Source organism: Vibrio mediterranei, from assembly GCF_900088415.1.
Lineage (GTDB): Bacteria > Pseudomonadota > Gammaproteobacteria > Enterobacterales > Vibrionaceae > Vibrio > Vibrio mediterranei.
In genome coordinates this window covers 649,908-673,687 of record NZ_FLLQ01000002.1, presented here as the reverse complement: position 1 = coordinate 673,687, position 23,780 = coordinate 649,908, and the positions used below count along the sequence as shown (strand labels likewise).

Annotated in this window: 24 protein-coding genes; 19 read left to right on the top strand and 5 right to left on the bottom strand. The window is 44.8% G+C overall.

Going from position 1 to position 23,780, the window contains the following annotated elements:
* The first annotated feature begins 46 nt into the window (after nucleotides 1-46).
* From thiL to yihG, 3 genes are all read left to right on the top strand, one after another.
* Nucleotides 47-1,018, top strand: coding sequence for a thiamine-phosphate kinase (thiL, locus tag VME0621_RS09195; RefSeq protein WP_062458073.1), 972 nt, complete (start codon nucleotides 47-49; stop codon nucleotides 1,016-1,018).
* On the top strand, nucleotides 1,015-1,518 hold the full coding sequence (gene pgpA / locus VME0621_RS09190) for a phosphatidylglycerophosphatase A (RefSeq protein WP_062458071.1): 504 nt from the start codon (nucleotides 1,015-1,017) through the stop codon (nucleotides 1,516-1,518). Before thiL ends, pgpA begins: the two co-directional genes overlap by 4 nt.
* Nucleotides 1,519-1,647: 129 nt before the next feature.
* Nucleotides 1,648-2,532, top strand: coding sequence for a 1-acylglycerol-3-phosphate O-acyltransferase, YihG family (yihG, locus tag VME0621_RS09185; RefSeq protein WP_038221894.1), 885 nt, complete (start codon nucleotides 1,648-1,650; stop codon nucleotides 2,530-2,532).
* A gap of 81 nt (nucleotides 2,533-2,613) precedes the next feature.
* Here yihG and VME0621_RS09180 read toward each other — a convergent pair whose 3' ends face one another.
* Nucleotides 2,614-2,856: a hypothetical protein gene (locus VME0621_RS09180; protein ID WP_038167169.1), complete on the bottom strand. Its 243-nt coding sequence runs from the start codon at nucleotides 2,854-2,856 to the stop codon at nucleotides 2,614-2,616.
* Nucleotides 2,857-3,055: 199 nt separating this feature from the next.
* A complete protein-coding gene (locus VME0621_RS09175; protein ID WP_062458068.1) occupies nucleotides 3,056-3,352 on the bottom strand; it encodes a hypothetical protein in 297 nt (98 codons plus the stop codon).
* A 300-nt stretch (nucleotides 3,353-3,652) separates the two neighbouring features.
* On the opposite strand from VME0621_RS09175, the gene VME0621_RS09170 reads away from it, so the two are divergent.
* The 7 genes from VME0621_RS09170 (at nucleotide 3,653) to VME0621_RS09140 (ending at nucleotide 10,840) form a co-directional block, all read left to right on the top strand.
* Nucleotides 3,653-4,459 carry a crotonase/enoyl-CoA hydratase family protein gene (locus VME0621_RS09170; RefSeq protein ID WP_062458065.1) on the top strand — a complete coding sequence of 269 codons (807 nt, stop codon included), beginning with the start codon at nucleotides 3,653-3,655 and terminating at the stop codon, nucleotides 4,457-4,459.
* A 296-nt stretch (nucleotides 4,460-4,755) separates the two neighbouring features.
* Entirely contained in the window at nucleotides 4,756-5,589 is an 834-nt protein-coding gene (gene kduI, locus VME0621_RS09165; protein WP_062458062.1) for a 5-dehydro-4-deoxy-D-glucuronate isomerase, read from the top strand.
* Nucleotides 5,590-5,611: 22 nt separating this feature from the next.
* Nucleotides 5,612-6,595 carry a TRAP transporter substrate-binding protein gene (locus VME0621_RS09160; protein ID WP_006069883.1) on the top strand — a complete coding sequence of 328 codons (984 nt, stop codon included), beginning with the start codon at nucleotides 5,612-5,614 and terminating at the stop codon, nucleotides 6,593-6,595.
* A 53-nt stretch (nucleotides 6,596-6,648) separates the two neighbouring features.
* Nucleotides 6,649-7,158 (top strand): TRAP transporter small permease, encoded by a 510-nt coding sequence (locus VME0621_RS09155; protein WP_006069884.1) that lies wholly within the window; start codon nucleotides 6,649-6,651, stop codon nucleotides 7,156-7,158.
* 4 nt (nucleotides 7,159-7,162) lie between these two features.
* Nucleotides 7,163-8,470: a TRAP transporter large permease gene (locus tag VME0621_RS09150; protein ID WP_031496093.1), complete on the top strand. Its 1,308-nt coding sequence runs from the start codon at nucleotides 7,163-7,165 to the stop codon at nucleotides 8,468-8,470.
* An 11-nt stretch (nucleotides 8,471-8,481) separates the two neighbouring features.
* Complete coding sequence (locus VME0621_RS09145; protein ID WP_062458059.1) at nucleotides 8,482-9,255, top strand: IclR family transcriptional regulator; 774 nt, start codon at nucleotides 8,482-8,484, stop codon at nucleotides 9,253-9,255.
* Nucleotides 9,256-9,493: 238 nt separating this feature from the next.
* Nucleotides 9,494-10,840: a magnesium transporter gene (locus VME0621_RS09140; protein ID WP_038229294.1), complete on the top strand. Its 1,347-nt coding sequence runs from the start codon at nucleotides 9,494-9,496 to the stop codon at nucleotides 10,838-10,840.
* Nucleotides 10,841-10,974: 134 nt separating this feature from the next.
* On the opposite strand, the gene VME0621_RS26810 is transcribed toward VME0621_RS09140, so the two are convergent.
* On the bottom strand, nucleotides 10,975-11,178 hold the full coding sequence (locus VME0621_RS26810) for a hypothetical protein (protein ID WP_031494690.1): 204 nt from the start codon (nucleotides 11,176-11,178) through the stop codon (nucleotides 10,975-10,977).
* Nucleotides 11,179-11,218: 40 nt separating this feature from the next.
* Here VME0621_RS26810 and VME0621_RS09130 point away from each other — a divergent pair, with 40 nt between their 5' ends.
* The 9 genes from VME0621_RS09130 to VME0621_RS09090 all read left to right on the top strand — a co-directional run bounded on the left by VME0621_RS09130 (nucleotide 11,219) and on the right by VME0621_RS09090 (nucleotide 22,184).
* Nucleotides 11,219-11,719: a DUF3332 domain-containing protein gene (locus VME0621_RS09130; protein ID WP_006069888.1), complete on the top strand. Its 501-nt coding sequence runs from the start codon at nucleotides 11,219-11,221 to the stop codon at nucleotides 11,717-11,719.
* Nucleotides 11,720-11,882: 163 nt separating this feature from the next.
* On the top strand, nucleotides 11,883-13,103 hold the full coding sequence (locus VME0621_RS09125; RefSeq protein ID WP_038229298.1) for a DEAD/DEAH box helicase: 1,221 nt from the start codon (nucleotides 11,883-11,885) through the stop codon (nucleotides 13,101-13,103).
* Between the two features lie 38 nt (nucleotides 13,104-13,141).
* Nucleotides 13,142-14,146: a LacI family DNA-binding transcriptional regulator gene (locus VME0621_RS09120; protein ID WP_038229300.1), complete on the top strand. Its 1,005-nt coding sequence runs from the start codon at nucleotides 13,142-13,144 to the stop codon at nucleotides 14,144-14,146.
* Between the two features lie 148 nt (nucleotides 14,147-14,294).
* A complete protein-coding gene (gene nhaC, locus VME0621_RS09115) occupies nucleotides 14,295-15,758 on the top strand; it encodes a Na+/H+ antiporter NhaC (RefSeq protein WP_062458056.1) in 1,464 nt (487 codons plus the stop codon).
* Between the two features lie 12 nt (nucleotides 15,759-15,770).
* The gene (locus VME0621_RS09110) at nucleotides 15,771-16,943 is read left to right on the top strand and encodes a MalY/PatB family protein (RefSeq protein ID WP_062458052.1); all 1,173 of its coding nucleotides are present in this window, start codon (nucleotides 15,771-15,773) and stop codon (nucleotides 16,941-16,943) included.
* 245 nt (nucleotides 16,944-17,188) lie between these two features.
* A complete protein-coding gene (gene uhpT, locus VME0621_RS09105) occupies nucleotides 17,189-18,580 on the top strand; it encodes a hexose-6-phosphate:phosphate antiporter UhpT (protein WP_038229303.1) in 1,392 nt (463 codons plus the stop codon).
* Nucleotides 18,581-18,739: 159 nt separating this feature from the next.
* A complete protein-coding gene (uhpA, locus tag VME0621_RS09100) occupies nucleotides 18,740-19,351 on the top strand; it encodes a response regulator transcription factor UhpA (RefSeq protein ID WP_006069894.1) in 612 nt (203 codons plus the stop codon).
* Nucleotides 19,351-20,862 carry a signal transduction histidine-protein kinase/phosphatase UhpB gene (gene uhpB / locus VME0621_RS09095; protein WP_031494266.1) on the top strand — a complete coding sequence of 504 codons (1,512 nt, stop codon included), beginning with the start codon at nucleotides 19,351-19,353 and terminating at the stop codon, nucleotides 20,860-20,862. The genes uhpA and uhpB overlap by 1 nt, the downstream gene beginning before the upstream one ends.
* An 11-nt stretch (nucleotides 20,863-20,873) precedes the next feature.
* Nucleotides 20,874-22,184 carry an MFS transporter gene (locus VME0621_RS09090; protein ID WP_062458047.1) on the top strand — a complete coding sequence of 437 codons (1,311 nt, stop codon included), beginning with the start codon at nucleotides 20,874-20,876 and terminating at the stop codon, nucleotides 22,182-22,184.
* A 25-nt stretch (nucleotides 22,185-22,209) separates the two neighbouring features.
* Here the strand turns inward: VME0621_RS09090 and VME0621_RS09085 are convergent, their stop codons facing one another.
* The gene (locus VME0621_RS09085) at nucleotides 22,210-23,121 is read right to left on the bottom strand and encodes a LysR family transcriptional regulator (RefSeq protein WP_062458043.1); all 912 of its coding nucleotides are present in this window, start codon (nucleotides 23,119-23,121) and stop codon (nucleotides 22,210-22,212) included.
* A gap of 75 nt (nucleotides 23,122-23,196) precedes the next feature.
* Entirely contained in the window at nucleotides 23,197-23,727 is a 531-nt protein-coding gene (locus VME0621_RS09080; protein WP_062458040.1) for a DUF3332 family protein, read from the bottom strand.
* Nucleotides 23,728-23,780: the final 53 nt, after the last annotated feature.

Genomic DNA, 23,780 nt, shown 5'->3' with positions numbered 1-23,780 from the left:
CCTTTTTTATATACTCTTCTCACCTTTCCAGCACAAAGCCTACAAGATGTCCGGTGAATTTAGTTTAATCGACAAGTACTTCGCGCATAAACAGCAGCAACGCAAAGACGTGGTCTTAGCACAAGGTGATGATTGTGCCATTGTTGCCCCTCCAGCTGACAGCCACATCGCCATTAGCACTGATACCTTAGTATCCGGTACCCACTTTCTCGCTGACGCCGATCCGGCTTGGATTGCACATAAGGCACTTGCCTCGAATATCAGTGATTTAGCTGCAATGGGTGCATCACCTGCTTGGGTCTCCATGGGGATCTCATTACCAGAAGTGAACGAACGCTGGCTTGAACGTTTTTGCAATGCGTTTTTCTCGTTAGCAGACTATTACGGTATCCAGCTCATCGGTGGCGACACCACAAAAGGACCGCTGGCGATTACGCTTACTGTGCAAGGCACACTGCCACAAGGCAAAGCTTTGACTCGAAGTGGGGCAAGTTCTGGAGACTGGGTATATGTGACAGGTCACCTCGGTGATGCCAAAGCCGGCCTTGATGTGATTCTGGAAAAAAACATCAGCGCGAATACCGAGCTCAACCGTGAATTAGAAAAGCGCCATTTTGAGGCGACGCCGAGAGTGCTTGCAGGCATTACCCTTCGCGATATCGCTTCTGCCGCGATTGATATCTCTGATGGCCTTATTTCTGACTTAGGGCATATTTTAAAGTGCTCAGACGTTGGCGCCCGTATTGATGTCGACTTGCTGCCTGTTTCGTCTGAACTCAAGCAATTCGTTGAGTCTGATGACATCGCAAAGCAGTACGCATTAACAAGCGGTGAAGAGTATGAACTCTGCTTTACGGTGCCGGAAGCCAACAGAGGGCAACTAGAGATCGCGCTATCAAATACGCCATTTACCTGTATTGGACAAATAACGGGCACAGGCTATCTTGATCTACATTCTAACGACCAACCACTTGACTGGCAGTTGGGTGGATTCGACCACTTTAAGGTGAGCCAATGAGTAACCCCCTTGACTTAATCTCTTTGAAAAACCCTTGGCATTTGCTTGCGACTGGCTTTGGCAGTGGTCTATCGCCTGTTGTACCCGGTACTATGGGTACACTGGCAGCGATTCCGTTATATCTACTGTTAGCACAATTGCCTTTGAGCATGTATCTTACCGCGGTTTTACTGTCTTGTATTATCGGTATAAAAATCTGTCAAGTGACCTCAGATGATATGGGCGTACATGATCATGGCTCCATCGTATGGGATGAGTTCGCTGGATTTTGGATCACCATGGCGATAGTCCCGGCACTCAAATTGCCGATTGACGATTGGAAATGGTTACTGACAGGCTTTGTGCTATTCCGTTTCTTCGATATGGTAAAACCATGGCCAATCGGTTGGCTCGATAAGCGTGTTCATGGTGGCTTAGGTATCATGATTGACGACATTGTAGCGGGTGTGATGGCCGGTATTTCACTTTACCTGGTCGGACGACTAGCGGGTTGGGTTTAATAACACATTGTAATTAAACAATAAAATAAACGTGCCTTTAGAAAGGCACGTTTGAATGACAAAGCTTTACTATACGTTTAGTCAAAAGTTGCTATGATTGCGGCCTCTTTTAGTTTTGTAACAATTGGTATGTTCAGCAATCTACGTCTCTTCATCAATTCTTTTCTAGTAATGGCAAATACGGCTGTGACTGCATTCGTAGTTTGCACATTCTCGATCATCAAATTACTACTGCCACTGAAATTCGTTCAGACATTGATGACCAGCCTATCTAACAAACAGATGTGGCTTTGGGCGACGATTAACTTATGGCTGCTAAACCTGAACAACAACATTGAATGGGACGTTGAAGGTGGTGACGATCTGACGCCAGATCAATGGTATATGTTGTTGTCTAACCATTTGAGCTGGGCTGACATTGTTATCATCACATCCGTGATGAAAAACAGAATGCCAATGTGCAAATTTTTACTAAAACAAAGCTTACTGTATGTGCCTTTTGTTGGTCTTGCTTGTTGGGGCTTGGATATGCCATTTATGAAGCGACACTCGCAGGCCTATCTGGTTAAGCACCCCGAACGACGCAATGATGACTTTAATGCGATTCGCAAGGCTTGTAAAAAGTTTGAGCACGTGCCAACAACGATGATCAGCTTTGTTGAAGGGACGCGATATAGCGAAGAAAAGTTGGCGACGGTTAAAACACCTTATCGACACCTATTGAAGCCAAAAACAGGTGGTGTAGCGTTCACACTTAACGCCATGAACCATTTGTTGGATGGGGTCGTTGATATCACATTGGCGTATCCAGAAAATCGAGAAGACCCATTTAATGATTTGTTGAAGGGTAAGTTGACGAAAGTTGTCGTTAAAATCGATGTATATCAGATGGACGAAAACCTCAACGGTGATTACTTCAACGACAAAGTCTTCAAACGTCGCTTCCACAATTGGCTCAACGATGTATGGAAGCGCAAAGATGAAAAATTGGAAGCTATCTATTCGCAGAGCTAATAATAAGTAACAAGAATACAAAAAGGGTCTACCAGTTGGTAGACCCTTTTTAATATCAATACATTAGGTTATCAATACAGACTACCCAACCGGTAGTCTTGGAATGACTCGACAGCACCTTTCTGCTTCATTGATTAACACAGAAACAGCATGTGTATGGTAATTCTCTCCGCTCTTCCAAACGGTTTCTCCGAATATCTGACACAACTCAAAATCAGAAATAGTTCCCTTCATTTCTTGGTAGGCGACGGCAGAGATGATTTTCTGTTCCAATGATTCTGGACAGGATTCAACACGCCAACGACTCACTTGAATATTCGGCAAAGCACACTCCTTGTGGTCATATTTTCGTCATCGAAGCCACAGTAACACTATGAATTTACAGGATCAAGTTGATCTTGCTCACAGTTTTTTGGGGCTATTAACGTGCCAGTCGTAACCTATTGTAAACGTGCGAACTTATTTTTATTTGGTTAATACTTAATCATTAAAATAGTTTTTTGCGAGTGATATAACGTTTGAGTTAAATGGTTTTCTGTACGGTTTCTATGTCGGACTCTGATTTGAAAGATCTTAATAGAACGATCAGCTCTGGTAATAGCCAAAGTGAAGAAACATACAGTGCATATTCGGCAAGAAGCCCAACAAGCGCCGTGCCGACAGCAGTTTCTGTTCCTACATAATGAGGTAGTACGTAGCTAAGAAGTAGGTAGGTAAAGACGGTGTAGCTGACAGTAAGCCATAAAGGGTCACGGCTATTTTCAGAGAGCTTGTTAGGTTTAGATTGGTGTTCAGAACGTGGTTGATTATCCTTAATCATGGACGGTGTTTCCTATTTATCCGTTACGCCTAAGACATTCAAACATCGTAGTTGCAGTTCACAAGAATACTCGACGACTAATTAGAGCAATCTCATAATTCTATCAATTAGTATTGTTAAGAATGAACCTCGCTCACAATTACTCGATAAACAACATGGATCCAAGTATCTAGTTTTTTCGTGATGATCTCTCATTTTAGAGTATTGATTCTAATTCTAATGGTTTGCCGACTACACTTTGAGATAACTATTAGAGTTCGCATATCGGATGCGATAGACGATTAGACAGAGGATACAAGGATGGATTATCAACGCATTAAAGTAACTAGGGACGAGCATGTCGTGATTGTCAGCTTAAACAGGGCGGATAAGCTTAATGGCGTCGACATGATTATGTTTAATGAGTTGATTCATGTGAGCAAAGCGCTTCGTAACGACCGAACGCTGAGGGCAGTTATCCTGACGGGAAGTGAAGGCAACTTTAGCTCAGGACTCGATTTCAAATCTATGATGAAAAACAAGAGCTTTGCTGCAAGACTCTTGTTTAAGTGGCTTCCTGGCCAATCAAATCGTGCACAACAAGTGAGCAGTAATTGGCGAAAGCTATCCGTTCCTGTTATTGCTGTAATCGAAGGATATTGCTGGGGAGCGGGTATGCAAATCGCGCTGGGAGCCGATTTTAGATTCTGTGCGCCTAATGCCAACCTGTCAATCATGGAGTCGCGGATGGGATTAACCTCAGATATGGCCGGGTCCATTGCACTTAGAGAAATCATGCCGAAGGACAAAGCGATGCGAATCTCGATATGTGCTACAGAACTTGACGCTAAAACAGCATTATCTATGGGACTAGTGACTGAAGTTAGCGATGACCCTATGAAAGAGGCATTGGCACTTTGCACTCAAATCGCCCAAAAATCCCCGGATGTGACTGCCGCTATGAAGCATATGTACACTCGTTATTGGACCGCACCAGCATGGAAACTTTTGGCGTATGAAACTTATAGCCAGATACGCATTATGCTGGGGAGAAATTTCGTTCGTGTACAGCAGGCTTTGAAAAAGAAAACATCGCCACAATTTGAGCCAAGACAGCGTCACTGGTAAGTTCAACTATTTACGATCTCCACTTCTTATGATCAATGTAACGTGGCTGTGCTCTCGCCAGCCACGCCATAGCGTTCATCTCTGCTTAACATTCAAAGTTAATTTACTCACATCAAATGCCTCTCCTTTTGTTTTTAAAACGCAGTTTCAAAACCAGATCTAGTTCAAGATTTAACCGTTAATTTTCCAATTTTAAGGATCAGTGATCACGTCTATAGTTGTTCGTATGTGAATGATATTGATCATATAAGAACGACTGTTACTATTAAAAGCATAAATTACGGTTAAGGAAAGTTATGTTAACGAAGTATTCAGCGAACCCCAGAGACGTGAAAAAGTACTCCACTGCACAACTGCGTGATGAGTTCTTGATCGACGAGCTATTCATACCATCTCGGGTATCGGTGGCGTATAGCCATATTGACCGAGCGGTTGCTTTAGGGATTTGTCCTCAAGATAACCCATTGATTTTAGAGGAGTGGATAGATAGTAAGTCGTTCGGTACCGAGTTTTTTCTTGAACGAAGAGAGCTTGGGTTAGCTTGCTTAGAAGGGGCCGTAAAAGTAACCGTAGATACAAAAACGTTCAATTTAAATGCTATGGATGTGCTTTATGTCGGCCTAGGCTCAAAGACAATTGAGATAGAGAAAGTAGAAGGTGACGCGACAGTTTACGGATTAAGTGCACCAGCGCACAAATCGCTACCCACAAGGGTAATTCCTCAGAGTGAGGCTCGCGTGGTAGAACTTGGTTCAATAGAGACGGCAAACCAGCGCGTCATTAACCAATACCTACACCCGGATGTGATAGAAACCTGTCAGCTATGTTTAGGAATCACTCATTTAGCACCGGGTAGCGTTTGGAACACGATGCCTGCACATACTCACGAACGTCGGATGGAAGCGTATGTGTATTTCAATATCAAACCGGAACAAGCCGTGTTTCATATGATGGGCGAACCTACTGAAACTCGTCACATTCTAGTTAGAGATAAACAACTCGTACTGTCACCAAGTTGGTCGATTCATTCGGGGTGTGGTACGCAAAACTATAGCTTTGTTTGGGGAATGTTAGGTGAAAATCAAACATTCGACGATATGGACTTTATTCCAATGGATACATTGGCTTAGTTGATACTAATAGGAAATTAACATGAACAAAACTCTGAAAAATGTACTTCTTACTACCGTAGCGGGCGCAGCAGTCACAGTATCATCAATGACATTTGCAGCAACGGAAATCAAAGCGGCATTTAACCAATCTGACAAGCACCCTCAATATTTGGCTTTGGAAGAGTTTGGTAAACAGTTAGAAGCGGAAACGGATGGTCGTTACAAAGTTACTATTTATCCCAATGCACTGCTCGGCGATCAACGTGCGTCGTTGGAGCTGGTTCAAGCTGGCGCAGTGCAAATGGCAGTCGTAGCAAACCCGTTGGTAGAAAACTATGACAATACCTTCACTGCAATCGGCATGCCTTTCGCTTATACCGGTATTGAGCATCAAGAAAAAGTGTTTACTTCCGGAGCTCTAGACAAGCTATTTGCCTCTACCAAAAAGTTTGGTTTTGAAGTATTGACGGCTTATACCGCTGGTTCTCGTAACGTTTATACCAAGGGGCATAACGTTAAGTCCGTCGAGGATATGAAAGGTCAGAAAATCCGCGTGATGCAGTCGAATACTATGGTAGAGATGCTAGGGTGCATGGGCGGCACTGGTGTTCCGATGAGTCAAGGTGAAGTGTATACCGCGGTTCAACAAGGTGTCCTTGACGGCGGTGAGAATAATGAAATTACTTATGCCGATATGAAGCACTATGAAGTGGCTCCTTACTTTAGCAAAACTTCTCACTTGATGGTGCCTGACTTAGTTGTTATCAGCGACGACTTCATCAATTCAATGTCGAAGGAAGACCAAGCGACGATTCGCCGTTTAGCTAAAGAGTCGACTGTTGACGAGTTTGCTAAATGGAATGCTCAAATTGGTAAAGCTCGTGCGTTAGCGGAGGAGAATGGTGCGACCTTTATTGATGTCGACGTGAGACAATTCCAGGAAAGCTGCAAACCTCTACAGCAAAAATTGATTAAAACTGACGCACAGAAAGAATTAACTAAGGCGATCAGTGAACTGAGCTAATTAAGAAGGAGTTAGGCGCCAAGCCTAACTCCTTTTTTGCAAGGAAAAGTCTAGTGGAAAAGTTGTTAGTCTGGACAGATAAGTTCAAGAAAATCATCGATTGGGTAGTGGAACGAGCTTGTATCGCTATTATGGCATTCTTGACAGTTCTTGTTACTTATCAGGTCGTTACTCGTTATGTCTTCAATAGTCCAAGTGCGGTGAGTGAAGTACTGTCACGATACATGTTTGTCTGGTTGGTGCTGATTGGTGGGGCTTATGTGTTTGGCTTGAGAGAACATATGGCTATTACCTATGTACGAGATAAGTTCTCGCCGAAAATAGGCATACTGGTTGATATTTTCACTGAATGGACAATCGCTATATTTGCTTTCGTGGTTATGTGGCAAGGCGGATTCAAAGCGTCCGTTCGTCAAATGTGGCAGTTAGATTCGGCCTTAGAAGTGCCAATGGGTGTTATTTACTCGGCATTGCCTATTGCCGGAGTGCTTATTCTTGTTTATTTCGTAATCAACCAACTGAAACTAATACATCAGTTTCAGCAACTTAGTGTAAAAGGATAGACATATGGATGCTGCTACCCTCGCTGCCCTTATTATGTTTGGCGGCGCTATCATTCTACTCGTTTTAGGTGCGCCGATAGGTATTAGTATTGGATTGCCTTCATTTGTTGCCATGGTCAGTATTTTGCCATTAGCAGGTGCTACGACGACAGCCGCCCAACGTATGTTCACGGGTTTGGATAGTTTTGCATTGCTCGCGATACCGTTTTTCATCTTAGCGGGCAATATTATGAATAATGGTGGCATAGCCATACGACTCATTAATTGCTCGCGCATAGTAACGGGTTATTTTCCTGGAGCATTAGCCCAAACTAATGTGGTCTCGAATATGTTGTTTGGTTCAATCAGCGGCTCTGGCGTTGCTTCGGCCGCGGCGATTGGTGGCATTATGAACCCTATTCAAGAGAAGGAAGGGTACGACTCGCCATTTAGAACAGCGGTAAATATTGCATCTGCTCCAACCGGAATGTTGATTCCACCAAGTAACACGTTAATTGTTTATGCGACTGTCGCTGGTTCGGTATCTATTTCAGCACTCTTTATGGGCGGTTATTTGCCCGGCTTACTCTGGGGTGGTGGCGTTATGCTAGTGGCAGGGTTTATGGCCTATCGCCGTGGATATATGTCGAAACATGTGATGAGCCTTTCTGAGCGCGCCAAACTATTCATTGATGCAATACCTAGTTTGTCATTAGTGGTGGTAGTGATAGGAGGTATTCTCGCAGGTATCTTTACACCGACAGAAGCTTCAGCTATTGCGGTTGTTTACTCTTTGGCACTTGGGTTTATATACAAGGCTCTGAAAGTTGAGCAGCTCCCAAGTATTTTGTTGTCGACTGCCAAGTTAACTGCGATTGTCATCTTTATGATAGCCGCTTCGTCAATCATGTCGTGGGTAATGGCGTTTACGCAAATTCCTGGAGCTATAGCCGATGCTTTGTTGTCGTTAACCGATAACCCGATTGTGATCCTTCTAATCATCAATGTGATTTTATTATTTGTAGGGACCTTTATGGATCCCACGCCAGCGGTATTAATTTTCACACCCATCTTTCTACCGATTTGTATGAATTTGGGTATGGATCCAGTCCAGTTTGGTATTTTGTTGGTGTTTAACTTGTCACTTGGCACCATAACACCTCCAGTTGGACCAATACTATTTACTGGTTGTAAGGTTAGCGATATCAAAATTGACCATGTGATCAAAACGCTGCTACCATTCTTTGCGGTGATATTTTTGGTACTAATGGCAGTGACTTATATCCCGGCAATTTCGATGACGATCCCACAAATGATGGGCTTAGTGAAATAAGGAGCAGGTACTTGGAAAAAGTTGTTCGGCAGGAGTATAACGCCCCAGCCTTAGAGAAAGGGTTGGATATACTGGAGTTGCTAGCAAGTTCAGCTGAACCCATGTCAAAGAAACAGATCGCAGAGATGGTCGGTCGTAGTGTGGGAGAGATTTTCCGAGTACTCTCTGTATTGGCTCGTCGTGGTTATGTGACCTTTAATGAAGATAGCGGTAAATATATGTTTTCTATGCAGATGTTTACCGTTGCTAATCAGTATCCACCTCAGTCTCAACTGCTAAATATCGCCAAGCCATTAATGAAAATGGTGAGTGAAAAAGTCAATCAATCATGCCACGTTTCATGGTATGACAATCAGCATCTGGTGGTGATCGGAAGGGAAGAGAGTCCATATAAGATGGGCTTTAGCCTCAAGATTGGCGCTAAGTTAGACGTATGTTCATCCGGCTCTGGAATCGTACTGTTGAGCTTTAGTGATGAGCTCAAAAGAGAGAAAATACTTAAGCAGAGTGGTGCAACTGATTACGAAATAGAACAAGCGAACGCTTTACTCAATCAGACCAAGAATCAAGGTTACTTTATTGGTCCCAGTCCACAAATTTCGGGTATTACTAATATCAGTGTGCCGATCTTTACCGGCAGTGAGATGTTGGCTGTGTTGACTGTTCCATATGTCACTTTAGACTCTGATGCAGTTCATCATGCTGTAGATAGTATTGAAACGACAAAGAACGAGTTAGTCGCTATTTGCCAATCAATCAGTTATCAGTTAACGCCTCAAGTGTAATCCTTTCAAAGGCGTGTGGTTATTTCATAGATAGCGACATGCCTTTACTCTTCTTAAGTCTAATTGTTCAATAATGCCTCTGAATTCATCAAGAGCACGCTAGATTATTCATCTGTGACGAGCTAAGATTTCCTCTTTCTATTCAGCACATTTATCACAGAGTTTTTCAACTCTAACGCGCTAATTTATCGAACAAATTTACGAGACTAACAACGTATAGCACCATGTGGAGCCACGAGTGAGCGAATTCCAAGATCTATCCATACAAATCGAACAAATCTCTCAAGCTGAGGAGCATGAGCAACCAAGTGTGCTTAATGAACTTATAGAGCAGGGGATGGAGTCGTCGTCGGTGGGATTGATATTGGAAGCCTTTCCTATAGAGCAAAGGGTTCGTTTGTGGCGTGAGTTGCCGCTGGAAATGCATATCGAAGTGCTCACAGAGACTCGTGCGGAAGTACGTGTTTCTATTCTGGATGCGTTATCGGAAACTGAGCTTAAGCTTACGCTGGCGAAGTTGGATAACCTTTCGCTTATCGAGTGGGCGGACTCACTGCCTGATGACATCATTGCCGAAGCTATCTCTTTACTTGAAAAGGATGAGCTAGAGCTTTATGACCAAGCCAATGAATATGAAGAAGATCAGATTGGCCGCTGGGCAGATAGGAAAGTCATTACGATTCCTTTTAGTATCTCAGTAGACAGAGCCAAGCTGTTGATTGATAAATACAATTATGAGCAGCCAGAGCATATCTATCTAATTGATAAACAAAAACGTTTTCGTGGGATGGTGGATTATAGCGATGTCTTAAAAAGTGATCCTAAAACGCGAATCAAACAATTGGTTTTGGAGCACGTCACCACGCTTAGTGCCAAGCTAACATTGGCCGAATCGGTGGAAGCAATGGAGCGTTCCTCCTTCAGTGCATTGCCTATTCTTGATGAACGTAAATTGTTGGTAGGGGAGATTGACTGGAAGTTTGCTCTTAGCACGCAACGAGAAATCTACGAGACGCGTTTAATGGCCGGTACAGGTATGGATGAAGGCGATGACCTGTTCGCACCAGTATTGAAAAGTTCGCAAAAGCGTGGGGTTTGGTTGGGGATTAACTTGCTTACCGCTATTTTAGCTTCAGTGACAATTGGCTTGTTTGAAAACGTCATTTCGCAGGTTGTTGCCCTTGCGATCCTTATGCCTATTGTCGGTTCTATGGGGGGGATCGCAGGAAGCCAGACACTAACTTTGATCGTGCGTTCTATGGCTCTCAACCAGATTACCTCCGGTAACCGATTTGCTCTTATCAAGAATGAGTTGGGCATTGGTGCAATTAACGGTCTACTGTGGGCGATCATCATAGGAGCGATGGCTGGACTGTGGTTCCAGTCTTCGATCCTTGGTGCGACCATAGCGTTGGCTATCGTCGTCAATATCATCACAGCAGCGCTGTTCGGTGTCTTGATTCCTCTGGTTCTGGATAAGCTCAAGCTTGATCCTGCTTTAGCGGGTTCAGTCATATTAACGACGGTTACCGATGTGGTCGGCTTCTTTGCGTTCCTTGGTACCGCAAGCCTAGTCATGTTGTAAGTCTTCATTAAGAGGGTTGTAAGAATTGGACTGCAACCCTCTTTTCCTATGATTTTAAAACGAAAAATCTTCCCTTTTCCCCAGGTTTTAATTGAGCCTTTTTGTTTTTTAATTAGTTGAATATAAATGTAAATTTATCCTATTTGACATTGTTTTGGCTGTTTGGGCTCTTCTCTTTCTAATTCCTTTGTTTTTATCAATAAATCTCTAGTTTTTAAGTGCTTGCGATGCTCTAAAGTCTGGCTATAATCGCGCGCCATTTTATTAATGGTGTGAATGGGATGAGCCGCTCGCCTGGCGCCTCTCCTGTAATAATCCACTTTAATCAACTTGCTCATCATTTATCTATTGTGATGATGCGAGAGGATCGCGAAACAAATGAAATTAATTAAAACCACGATTGCTGCTGCACTAATGTCTACTATGCTAACTGGCTGTATTGGCCAGATGGCAACAACGAGTATGGTGATGTATGAAGTTAACCTAAAAGGTGTGGACAACCGTTATGCTCGTGCTGGCCTATACACTTTGATGTCACCGGTTTATGCCATTACAGCGGCAGCGGATCTATTCGTGATTAACTCGATTGAGTTTTGGACTGGTACCAACCCACTAACTAAGAAAAAGGCGGTAGCGGACACTCCTGCTGAAGCTTACATCAAAGTAAATCACAAGGTAGGTAAGAAGCTCTCTACTGCACCTGTTAAGTTATCCATGCTAGATGATAATACAACGCAGATGGACTTCATTGATGATTCTGGTAAGGCACGCACACTTGTAGGTGTGAGCGGTAAAGACTCGGTTGATTTCTACCTAGATGGTGAGTTCATTACTACGGCATCTCACACAGAACTAGAACAGTACGCAACGGCGTCTTAATAGTTATCAGAGCCTGCTCATTGACTCGAGCAGGCTCGTTTTTGCTAGCCGCTTACTAACGTTGACACTTCAACGATCAACACTTTTATTGATACAGAAACTGGAGTTCCACACGCTTTCCTCCTATCATCCGCACATATTTCTGCGATCGTGTAAACCTATCATGTCTTTTTCTGAGTTAACGTTAAGCTCGGCATTAATTGATGCCATTCCTAGTGAATTCTCTCATGCTACTCATATTCAAACCCTCGCTATTCCTGCTATTACCGCACAGCACGATGTCTTGGCTCTTGCACAAACTGGCAGCGGTAAGACCTTAGCCTTTGGCCTTGGGCTGATAGAGCAGTTGCTTAACAACGAGATAAAGCAAGCCTTGATACTAGTGCCTACGCGTGAATTGGCGAAACAGGTAACAGAGACCATCGATCCTATCGTCGCTCTATTAGGTTATTCAGTCGCTGTGGTTTGCGGCGGCGAGGATGTAGAGCCGCAGGTGGGTCAGCTTAATGCTGCTCCAGAGATTGTAGTGGCAACACCTGGACGTTTGCTCGATATCATGAATAAACAGCTGGTGGACACTCAACGTATTGAAACTGTTGTGCTTGATGAAGTTGACCGTTTACTCGACATGGGTTTTTGGCCAGACATTCAGAGTATACTCAATGGATTGAGCAACAGAAAACAAACCTTAATGTTCTCAGCAACGCTACCAGAACAGTTGGAAGCAAAAGTCACGACTTTGCTTAACAATCCAATCAGAGTTGTAGCCAATAAAACCAATAGTGTGGTGGAGCAGATTGCAGAGACATTGTATTTGGTAAATAAAGGCAGTAAAGCCAATGTGCTGATTAAGCAAATTACTGAGCATCAATGGCCTCAGGTGTTGGTGTTTATTGGTGCACGAGACAATGCCGATGCGCTTTGTAAGAAGTTGAATAAAGCAGGTATTACTAGTGGCGCCTTACATGGTAATAAAGAGCAAACGGAGCGTGAACGTACCCTACAGGCTTTCAAACAAGGTGAGATTCAAGTACTGATTGCTACCGATATTTTAGCTCGAGGCATCCATGTAGATGATCTTCCCGTCGTGATTAATTATGAGTTGCCAAGTGACCCATCTGTATACGTGCATCGAGTTGGGCGCACCGCCAGAGCAGGAAAAACGGGACAGGCATTGTCGCTAGTTTGCCATGGTGAAACCGAATATCTTGAGGCGATTCGTCAACTCACATCACGAAGTTTAGTGTTGGAAGAGCTGGCTGACTTTCCAGTGACGGATAAACCCTCGACAGGAGAAAGCAAGCGCCCTAAACGAGACAAGCAAGCCAATCGACGCACCAATAAAAAGACCCGTGCGAGTCAATTCAAGAGCAAGAAACGTTAGCATCGAGTTCGCAATAGAGAGCGTTAAGGAAAGCAGTCATGGCAACCATGAAAGACGTAGCAGAGTTAGCAGGGGTTTCGACAGCGACAGTATCGAGGGTAATTAACCGCTCTCACTACGTAGAACCAGTAACGTTGGAGCGGGTGGAGAAAGCGATTAAAACGCTTAACTATCGTCGTGACCCTCGAGCCGCTGCGTTAGCGAAACGAAGCAATAACACACTAGGTCTACTCACAGGTAACTTGGCTGATCCCTTCTTTGCACTAATCGCCAAAAATGTCGAAGAGGTGGTACGTCTTAATGGCCATCAACTGGTAGTGGTGAGTGGCGGTCACAATACGGAACGTGAAAAAGAAGGCTTGGACTTTCTTATTAGCCAAGGCTGCGAAGCTATGGTTGTGCATGCCAAAATGCTTGATGATGCCACTTTGCTCCGCTACGCTGCCCAAGCTCCCGCTATGGTTCTACTCAATCGCACTATTCCACAGATCTCGAATCGCTCGGTATGGGTGGATAATCGAGCTGGAGCAAAGGTCTCGGTGGAGCATTTGATTGCTTTAGGTCATCGCAAGATAGCCTACGTCACCAGCGATCTGCCGATAGAAGATAGAACCGATCGCCTTCAAGGCTATAAAGACGCCATGTCATCCGCCAACATTGAAGTACCGCCTAGCTGGATTATTAACGAGAATTTCAGTGAGTCTGGTGGTGAAGCGGCAGGAAAGGCGTTGATGGCGCGGTGCCCAGAAGTTACTGCTGTGGTGACGTTTAATGATGTCATGGCGGCGGGGTTGATGGCAAGTCTCTACGAACAAGGCGTGGTAGTACCTGACGATATGTCTATTGTGGGTTTTGATGATGTGTTGTTGGCACGCTATCTCTATCCTCGTTTAACCACAATGCACAACCCTATCGACGAGATGTCGGTGCATGCCGCGAAGCTAGCACTGAACCTCAAAAAATCAGCCTATACTCCTCCCCATAACCATCGTTTTGAAGCCAATTTAGTCGAAAGACAGACCGTCAAGTCGTTAAAAAGGTAATTATCAATGAAAAAACGTGAGAATGTTCACATCAGATAATCTCATGTAAGCGCTTACATGAAACAGTCATCTAGTTCTCAATTTTGGAATGAGGCTAAGGATATTATCTCTGCGAACAAACCCTACACAGTTTTTGAGGATATACATTATGACAAATTCAAAGCCTCTGCCCTCATTTGGTTTAGCGCTCGCCCCTATCGCGGTGATGTTTTTGCTTTTGGCAATCGGCTACGGAGCGCTAGGACTACGAATTGAAGTCTTGCTGCTGATTTCTGCGGCATTTACTGGTTTCATCGCTTGGAAGATGGGCTACAACTGGGATGACATTATTGGCGCTATTGTTGAGAAGCTTGCCAAGGCGATGCCAGTCATCCTAATTCTTGTTTCTGTTGGCGGCCTTATCGCCAGTTGGATGGTGAGCGGCACGATCCCTTATATGGTGTATTGGGGACTTAAAGTGATCAGTCCCGAATACATCCTTATCGCTGCCTTTTTCGTGACTAGCGTAGTATCGGTATGTACAGGTACATCCTGGGGTTCAGCAGGTACTGTTGGTGTTGCACTAATGGGTGTTGCGGCTGGCCTAGATGTGTCGCTTGCAGCCGCTGCGGGTGCAGTAGTTTCTGGCGCTTATTTCGGCGATAAAATCTCTCCACTGTCTGATTCAACCAACTTTGCTCCAGTGGTATCAGGCACAACCTTGTACGAACACATCCAACATATGCTCTACACTACCTTGCCAGGCTTTGTGATTGCCGCAACCGTGTTTTTCTTTGCTGGTCAAAGTGCCGATGTGGCAGGAGTGAGCGAACCAGAGAAAGTTGTTGAGATCTTAGCGGGCCTTGAAAGCCTTTATAACCTCAACATTGTTCTTATTATTCCACCAGTGATGATTCTTTGGGGTGCTCTTACTAAAAAGCCAGTATTACCGCTCATGCTTGCAGCGTCGGCGATTGCTATAGCTCTTGGCATGCTGCTTCAAGGCTTCTCGCTACAACAAGGTTTCCAAGCGTATGTTGATGGCTTTAATCTATCAATGTTTGAAGCGAATGGCCACGAAGTATCAGGCATCATTCCGGATGTAGCGAAGCTGCTTAACCGTGGTGGTCTGTTCTCAATGATGAGCACTATCTTGTTGGTATTCTGTGCCTTCTCTTTCGCAGGTATTTTAAGCTTAACTGGCGCATTGAACGTGGTGCTTGGTCGCTTCCTGCATCTGATTCACTCAACGGGTCAATTGATTACTTCAACGGTTATCGCGACGATTACGGTTGTGTTCACGACATCAGACGGCAAATTAGCGCTATTGATTCCGGGAGAACTGTTCCAAAACGCCTACCGAAAAATGGGTCTAGATACCAAGAACCTCTCTCGTACTATCGAAGATGCAGGCACAATTATTGAACCGCTAGTGCCTTGGACCGCTGCAGGTATTTACATGGCGGGCACGCTAGGCGTGGCAACGCTTGATTATCTACCTTGGGCGATTCAGTGCTATACCGGCGTTATCTTCGCGCTTATTTACGGTTTTACTGGTTTTGGTATTGCGAAAGCGAAGCCAGAATCAACAGATAATACAGAATTACAAACTGTTGCTACCCCAACAAAATAAGGTAACTGCTGAATGAATTGCTTCGACCAAACGTTAGAACGTCGTAACACTGGCTCGCTTAAATGGGATTTTATGGGTCAGAAGCTAGGATTGCATCAATCGGATTTACTCCCTATGTGGGTCTCAGACTATGATTTCAAAGCGCCACAAGTGGTATTAGATGCGCTAACGCAGCGCACTGAGCATGGTGTCTTTGGCTATGCAGAGCGAGATGCTGACTATTATCAAGCCATCATTGACTGGTTTGTTACTCAGCATGACACCCATATCGATAAGGAGTGGGTCACAACGGTCCATGGTGTGTTGCCTGGGTTATCGATCGCACTGCAAATGCTTACCAATATTGGTGACCAGATTGTCATGCAGTCTCCGGGCTACGGGTCCTTTCGCAAAATCATTGAGTTCAACGACCGAGTAGTGAAGGAAAATCCATTAACGCTTGAGAATGGCGAGTACAGTATTGACTTTGAACACCTTGAGCAGTGCTTTGCTCAAGGTGCAAAGGCGATGATCTTTTGTAATCCTCATAACCCAACGGGGCGTGTGTGGTCACAGCAAGATGTGCTAAAGCTTGCAGAGCTTTGCGAGCGCTATCAAGTGTGGTTGTTAAGTGATGAAATTTGGTGCGATCTTACGCTTTCCGGCCAACAACACTATTCGGCGCTGAAACTGCCGCAAAGCCTAAATCAACGTTTGATAGTGGCAACGGCAGCGAGCAAGACCTTTGGCCTTTCGTCACTGCGTATCTCTAATTTCATTATTCCTAATGAGGAACTGAGAGCGTGCTTTGTTAGGCGATTAGATGCTCATGGCATGGATGTGTTTAATAGCTTGTCTATGGTCGCCGCGACCGTTGCCTATCAGCATTGTGCTGAATGGTTGGAGCAATTAAAGCAGTATCTAGAACGAAATATCGAGCGACTTCAACGCTTTGTAGAGTTGGAGCTTTCAGGTACAGGGGTGAAGTTTTTACCTCCTCAAGCGGGCTATTTAGCGTGGTTGGATTGCCGAGCACTTGGCCTTACTGACAGCGATCTGGAGCAGCGCTTTATCGACTCTGGCGTGGTGCCAAGTATGGGTACGGCCTTTGGTAAAGAAGGTTCGGGCTTTGTTCGCCTTAACCTTGGTTGTCCAGAGACTACGTTGCAACGTGCACTTACTTGCATTAAACACGCCTTAGTATAACCCTACATCTGTGATGTGATTCACGTATTCTTTGATAACTAGCGAGTACTAGGAATTTTTCCTAGTACTCCTAAGACCGCCTCTCAAGCCATTATCTCGGCCAATTCTTACACTCTTGCTCATAGATTTTCAGCGTTATTAGCGCTGATCCTCAAACGAATTTACTTTTTGCACCATACCAAGACCGGCGATGGGTCGCTCTTTGGGTAGTGCTGCCCCTTATGTTGAGAGTCTAAGGATTCATCATGTTGAAATTTCTAGAGCAAGTGCGTAAGCCGACGTTGGATCTTCCCGTCGAACAAAGACGCAAAATGTGGTTTAAACCATTCTTACAGTCCTATTTAGTGGTTTTTATCGGTTACATGACCATGTACCTGATTCGTAAGAACTTCAATATCGCGCAAAACGATATGATTTCGAACTATGGGCTTTCCATGACTGAACTTGGTTTGATTGGTCTTGGTTTCTCCATCACTTACGGTATTGGTAAAACCGTGGTGTCCTACTATGCCGATGGCAAGAACACCAAACAGTTCCTTCCGTTTATGCTGATCCTTTCAGGTCTTGCGATGCTTGGCTTCAGCTTCAGTATGGGTGGCGGCAGCGTTAGTCTATTCCTAATGATTGCGTTTTATGCACTAAGTGGTTTCTTCCAAAGTACCGGTGGACCTTCTAGTTATTCAACCATTACTAAGTGGACGCCACGTAACAAGCGTGGTTCATACCTTGGTCTTTGGAACATGTCGCACAACGTAGGTGGTGCAGGTGCGGCGGGTGTTGCGCTATTCGGTGCTAACTACCTGTTTGATGGACACGTTATTGGTATGTTTGTGTTCCCATCTCTGATTGCTTTGGTGGTTGGTTTCTTTGGTCTTCGTTACGGTAGTGACTCTCCAGAAGCTTACGGTCTAGGTAAAGTAGAAGAGTTATTTGATGAAGCAGTGAGTGAAGAAGACGAAGCCGCTGAAGAAAACCAAATGACCAAACGTGAAATCTTTGTTGAGTATGTACTTAAAAACAAAGTGATTTGGCTACTGTGTTTTGCCAATATCTTCTTGTATATCGTGCGTATCGGTATCGACCAATGGTCAACAGTTTATGCCTACCAAGAACTTGGTCTATCCAAAGAAACGGCAATCTCTGGCTTCACTTTATTCGAAGTCGGTGCGTTAGTGGGTACCTTACTTTGGGGTTATCTGTCTGATTTGGCGAATGGTCGTCGCGCTCTGGTTGCGTGTGTGTCATTAGCGCTAATCATCGTAAGCTTGGAATTCTATCAACATGCGACAAGTGAATTTATGTATCTTGCATCGCTATTTGTCTTAGGTTTCCTAGTCTTTGGTCCTCAACTACTTATTGGTGTAGCGGCAGTAGGTTTCGTGCCTAAGAAAGCCATCAGCGTTGCCGACGGCGTGAAAGGTACGTTTGCTTACCTCATTGGTGACAGCTTCGCGAAGTTAGGTTTAGGTATGATTGCCGATGGTACGCCTATCTTTGGCCTAACAGGATGGAAAGGTACCTTTGCGGCACTGGATACATCTGCAGCGATTTGTATCGGTCTACTTGTCTTCGTAGCTATCGCAGAAGAGAAGAAAATTCGTAAAGCTAAGAAGCAGTTACAACAAGTTACGGCTTAATATACCCCTGAAAAGCGCTGTCTACGATTTCGCATTTGGTTTGCCTGAGCCATTGGAATCATAGATAGCGCTTTTTTTAGAACCAAACGCTATTTGCTTAATCGATGCGTCGGCGTTAAGTTACCCCATTTTTCGCCTTTCTCTAGTCGGTACTTCATCATGATCAATGTTGTTTTAGTGGATGACCACATCATCGTACGTTCTGGGTTTGCTCAATTACTCAATCTAGAGGAAGACATTAATGTAGTCGGTGAGTTTAGCTCGGTTGAAGAAGCTAAAAGAGGGCTGCCGGGCAGTGGTGTGCAGGTATGTATTCTGGATATCTCGATGCCGGACGAAAGTGGTCTCGCGTTACTAGAGTCGATGCCCAAGGGCATTGCCTGTGTGATGCTCAGTGTGCATGACTCTCCTGCTATGGTGGAAAAGGCATTGGAATTAGGTGCACTTGGTTATTTGACCAAACGTTGCAGTCCTGATGAACTGATTCAAGCTGTGCGAACCAGTGCCAACGGTGGTTGCTATCTTACCCCGGATATTGCCATGAAACTTGCTTCTCCAAGACCGTTCCAACAAGCCTTATCTCGACTTACTAAACGTGAATATGAAGTGTCAGAGCTCTTGGCGACGGGACTCGATGTGAAGGCGGTAGCGGCCGAACTTGGATTAAGTCACAAAACCGTTCATGTCCATCGTGCTAATGCACTGGATAAACTTGCTGTCAAAAACAATGTGGAACTTGCCAAGTTGTTTAGGGCAGAAGCGACGTTGTAATGCGAACTTACCTCGTTGCCAGCGCCAGTGCATGGCTGATAACCCTGTGCAGTTGGTTTTGTTTATGGGTGATTTCCTATTACTTCGTTAACGACGCTGAGTTGGCAATTCTGTTTTTCCCGTTCGCTCTTAGGCTTGGGATTACCCTGCATGCCGCTAAAAAATACTGGGGTGCCGTTTATGCTGCTGAGTGGTGCTTAACCATCTCTCTGGCTATTTTGCTTGCGCAGCCTCAGTGGTCGGCCATTTTGGTTGCTAGTGCGCTAAGTATTCCTGTTGCCTTGGTTGCTGAGCGTTATTATCAAGGTGCTCAGTGGCGACGATTACTTATTCAAGCCGCAGCGATTGTTGCCTGCGCACTGATTAATATGCTTGCTGTCGGCAGTCATAGTGACTCTCTGAGTTTCGTCGGTTTGGTGAGTATTACGGCGGGGCTTATGCTGGTGCCGAGCTGTTACCTCATTTGGAATTACCTATTTCAAAGTACGTGGCGACCTTTGACATCTAACCTCATCCATCAACCAATCGAATTTCACTATAAGCCCATTTTGCTGTTCATTGCACTGTTTGCGGTGAGCATTTCTCTGCAAGTCGGGCTGCCTGACGAGCTTAGGCGCTTTGCTCCGTTTTGTTTGGCAATACCCATCATCTTGCTTGCGTTTCGTTATGGATGGCAGGGTGCTCTGCTAGGTACGCTTCTTAATAGTTGTGCATTAATAGCGGCGCGTAGTGGGGTGTCACAGCTGGAAGTCACGGACCTACTGTTATCAATAAGTGCTCAATCATTAACGGGAATATTGCTGGGAATGGCGGTGCAGAGACAGCGCGATTTAAACCATCAGCTTCGCTCTGAACTTACTCGCAACAAGCACTTAGCGAAACAGTTGGTGCAAGCGGAAGAGTCGGTGCGTAAGGACATTGCTCGCGAACTGCATGATGAAATTGGTCAGAATATCACTGCTATTCGAACGCAAGCGAGCATTATTAAGCGCGTCAACAATCCTGATTTGAGCATTGGTTGCGCTGATACCATTGAATCCTTGTCTCTGAATGTCTATGACACCACAAAAGGGCTGCTTACTCGATTAAGACCAAAAACCTTGGATGATTTAGACGTGATCTCCGCCATTCAGCAAATGGTGCGTGAGATGGAGTTTGAACAGCTTGGTATTGAAGTTGAGTTTACTGTCGACAATGTTAGCCAGCGAGTGCTCTCGGATATGATGGAGGTGACTTTGTTCCGTTTATGCCAAGAAGCGCTGAATAACATTCTCAAATACGCTCAAGCCAAACAGGTGCGAATAGAGCTCGTCATTGATGCGACAATCACGCTAAAGATTGCTGATGATGGTATTGGCTTTCCGCTTCAAGATAGCCAAAAAGGGTTTGGCCTTAAAGGCATGAAAGAGCGTGTTCAAGCGTTAGGTGGCCAGTTTGAGATTCGCAGCGTTGTTGACGGAGATGAAACACAACGTGGCACCGAAATTGATGCACGACTTCCATTGGTGTAGCGGGGTAGTTCATGACAGTCAAAGTAGCAGAACAACAGATGAAACATCAAGAGAGCGCGAGTGTCGATACTCGCTATCGGTACTGGCGTTTTCACATCATGCTGGGAATGTATCTCGGCTATGCCGGTTTTTATCTCACCCGAAAAACCTTCAATTACACCGCGCCTGCACTTATTGCCGACCTTGGTTTAGACAAGGGAGACATCGGCATGATGGGCACCATGTTCTATTTGATGTATGGGCTATCAAAATTTGTCTCAGGTATTATTTCAGACCGTTCCAACCCTCGTTACTTTATGGGTATCGGGCTTATTGCCAGTGGAGTGGTAAACATTGTCTTTGGTTTGTCGAGTTCGCTGTTTGTTCTCGCGAGTTTATGGATTCTTAATGCTTGGTTCCAAGGTTGGGGCTGGCCGTCCTGTTCCAAGCTTTTGACCACCTGGTACTCCAGAACCGAAAGAGGATTTTTCTGGTCGCTTTGGAATACGGCACATAATGTCGGTGGTGCGATGATTCCCTTGCTGGTGGGCTTTCTAACCTTTCATTATAGTTGGCGTGAGGGGTTTATTATTCCGGGCGTAATAAGCGTGCTGATAGGTTTATTTCTCTGTTGGCGACTGCGTGATAAACCCACGTCAATGGGATTGCCTACCGTAGGCCAATGGCGCAATGATAAGTTAGAATTGGCTCAAGAAAACGACGGAGTAGGGCTGAAGCCGAAGCAGATTCTCTGGTCGTATGTTCTCAACAATAAATACATCTGGTTGCTCGCTTTTAGCTACGTATTGGTTTACATCGTGCGCACGGCGATCAATGACTGGGGTAACTTGTATCTGACTGAGCAGCATCATTACAGTTTAATCAACGCCAATGCATCAGTATCTTTGTTTGAAGTCGGCGGCTTTGTGGGGTCTTTAGTAGCTGGCTGGGGCTCAGACAAGCTATTTGGCGGTAATCGTGGACCAATGAACCTGATTTTCGCAATGGGGATTTTCCTGTCTGTTGCCGCGCTCTGGTTAATGCCATTAACCAACTTTGTGTTTCAGTCTGCTGGTTTTTTTGCCATTGGTTTCTTTGTATTTGGACCGCAGATGCTCATTGGTATGGCGGCGGCTGAGTGTTCACATAAAGACTCAGCAGGTGCGGCTACAGGATTTGTTGGACTGTTTGCCTATATGGGCGCAGCTCTTGCTGGCTACCCACTTGCGATGGTATTAGAGCAGTTCCATTGGACTGGGTTCTTTGTGGTGATATCGGTCTGTTCGGCTGTCATCGGCCTTTTGTTGTTACCCTTTTTACAAGCACAATTCAGTCAGCGTTAACTCACCGTTTGATGACCAGAGCTCATTACTGCTTTATCCAATCAACCAGTGTGGAGTGAAGCCATTTTATCGCGTGTGAATCTCGGCTTTGGGCTGGGTAGATAAGCCAGAATTTGACAGGTTCTACCGGACCCGGAAATGGCAAGATCTTGATGGGTAGCCGAGTCGCATGCTGCTCAGCGAATCGTCTGGTACAGAGGCACAGTGCTTCACTTTCTGAAGTAAGCGACAGCATGGACGTTAAAGAGGTTTGCGTGCTCAAGATACGTCGTTTGGGTGGCGGTGAGTTATATAGCATTTCAAACAGCGAAGACTCTCCAAATTGGTAATTCAATATGATGTGCGACTCTTCGGCAAACTGCTCTGGTGAGATGGTGGAGCCTACTCGTGGATGGTTTTTCGACGCGATCACCACAATTTCATCCTCAAATAATAGGTCGTTGCAAATGTTCGGTTCAGCGAGCTGGAAAATATCTATGATGGCATCGGCGTGTTTGAATTTTAAAGTCTCGTAGCTATCGCTATTACTATAAAGGATATCCAACCATTCGAGACGAAAACGAGTTTCAGTGTGATTGGCAAGCTCTGTGCTTTTTATGTGCTCAAATATGATGGGTTCAGGTGCTTGCACCACCACCTTTCGTGGTGTTGATTGGTGAACACCATAAAGGCAGTCATTGGTAATCACATCGAATTCATGAAGCAGAGGGGCAATGCGTTCTATTAAATGATGCGCTTGTAGGGTTGGAGTTATACCGCGGCCTCGACGCATAAATAGCGAGGTGTTGAGTTCAGTGGAAAGCTTTTTGATTGATTGGCTTACTGATGCTGGAGTGACGTTGAGCTCTTCTGCTGCACGACTAATCGAGTCATGTTTGTACACGGTAGCAAAAGTTCGAAAAAGGTTTAAATCAATCTTGTCACTGTATTGAGTCATAGAATTTGCCGTGAGTTAAAGTAGGTAACCTTCCATGGTTACTTAGTTAACTATAGGAAAGGTAGAGATTATTTCCTACGATTCTGAGAACTCATGCTCTAGCGCATCAAGCGTTGTTTGAGACACTAGTTGGTCATCAATGTAGTAACTGATCTTGTCGCCTTCTTTTACACCTATCACTTTCGATTGCTGACCATCCGCCAAGGTCACTTCCATTTCAATCGTATTTTCATCGAGGTAACGAATGGTGCCTGAGTTAGGCGTGCTCATGGTCAGTGGATCAATCGGTGCATCGTGCAGACTAGAATCCACCTTGTCATTCACTTCTAAATAGGTCTCTGTCTTTGTATCAAACACATGAGGCTTACCGTTAATTGGATTGGTACCAGACCAGAATTCGATGGAGTTCACAACGAACAAGTCAGCCACTAGCGTAAAACCATAGACAGGAGATAGCAGGAAGTTAACGCCTGCACGTGCGTAACGGTTATCCACGACTTTAACGTTGAAGCCCATCAGTTTTTCGGTCACAGCATTACTACCGACACAGCCACTGAGTGTCAGCGCTGAAGCGAGAAGAAATGCGATTTTAGTTTTGGTATTCATAACAAGCCCTAAGCAGTAATAATAAATTGGTCGTTACCAAAGATGTTTAGGTG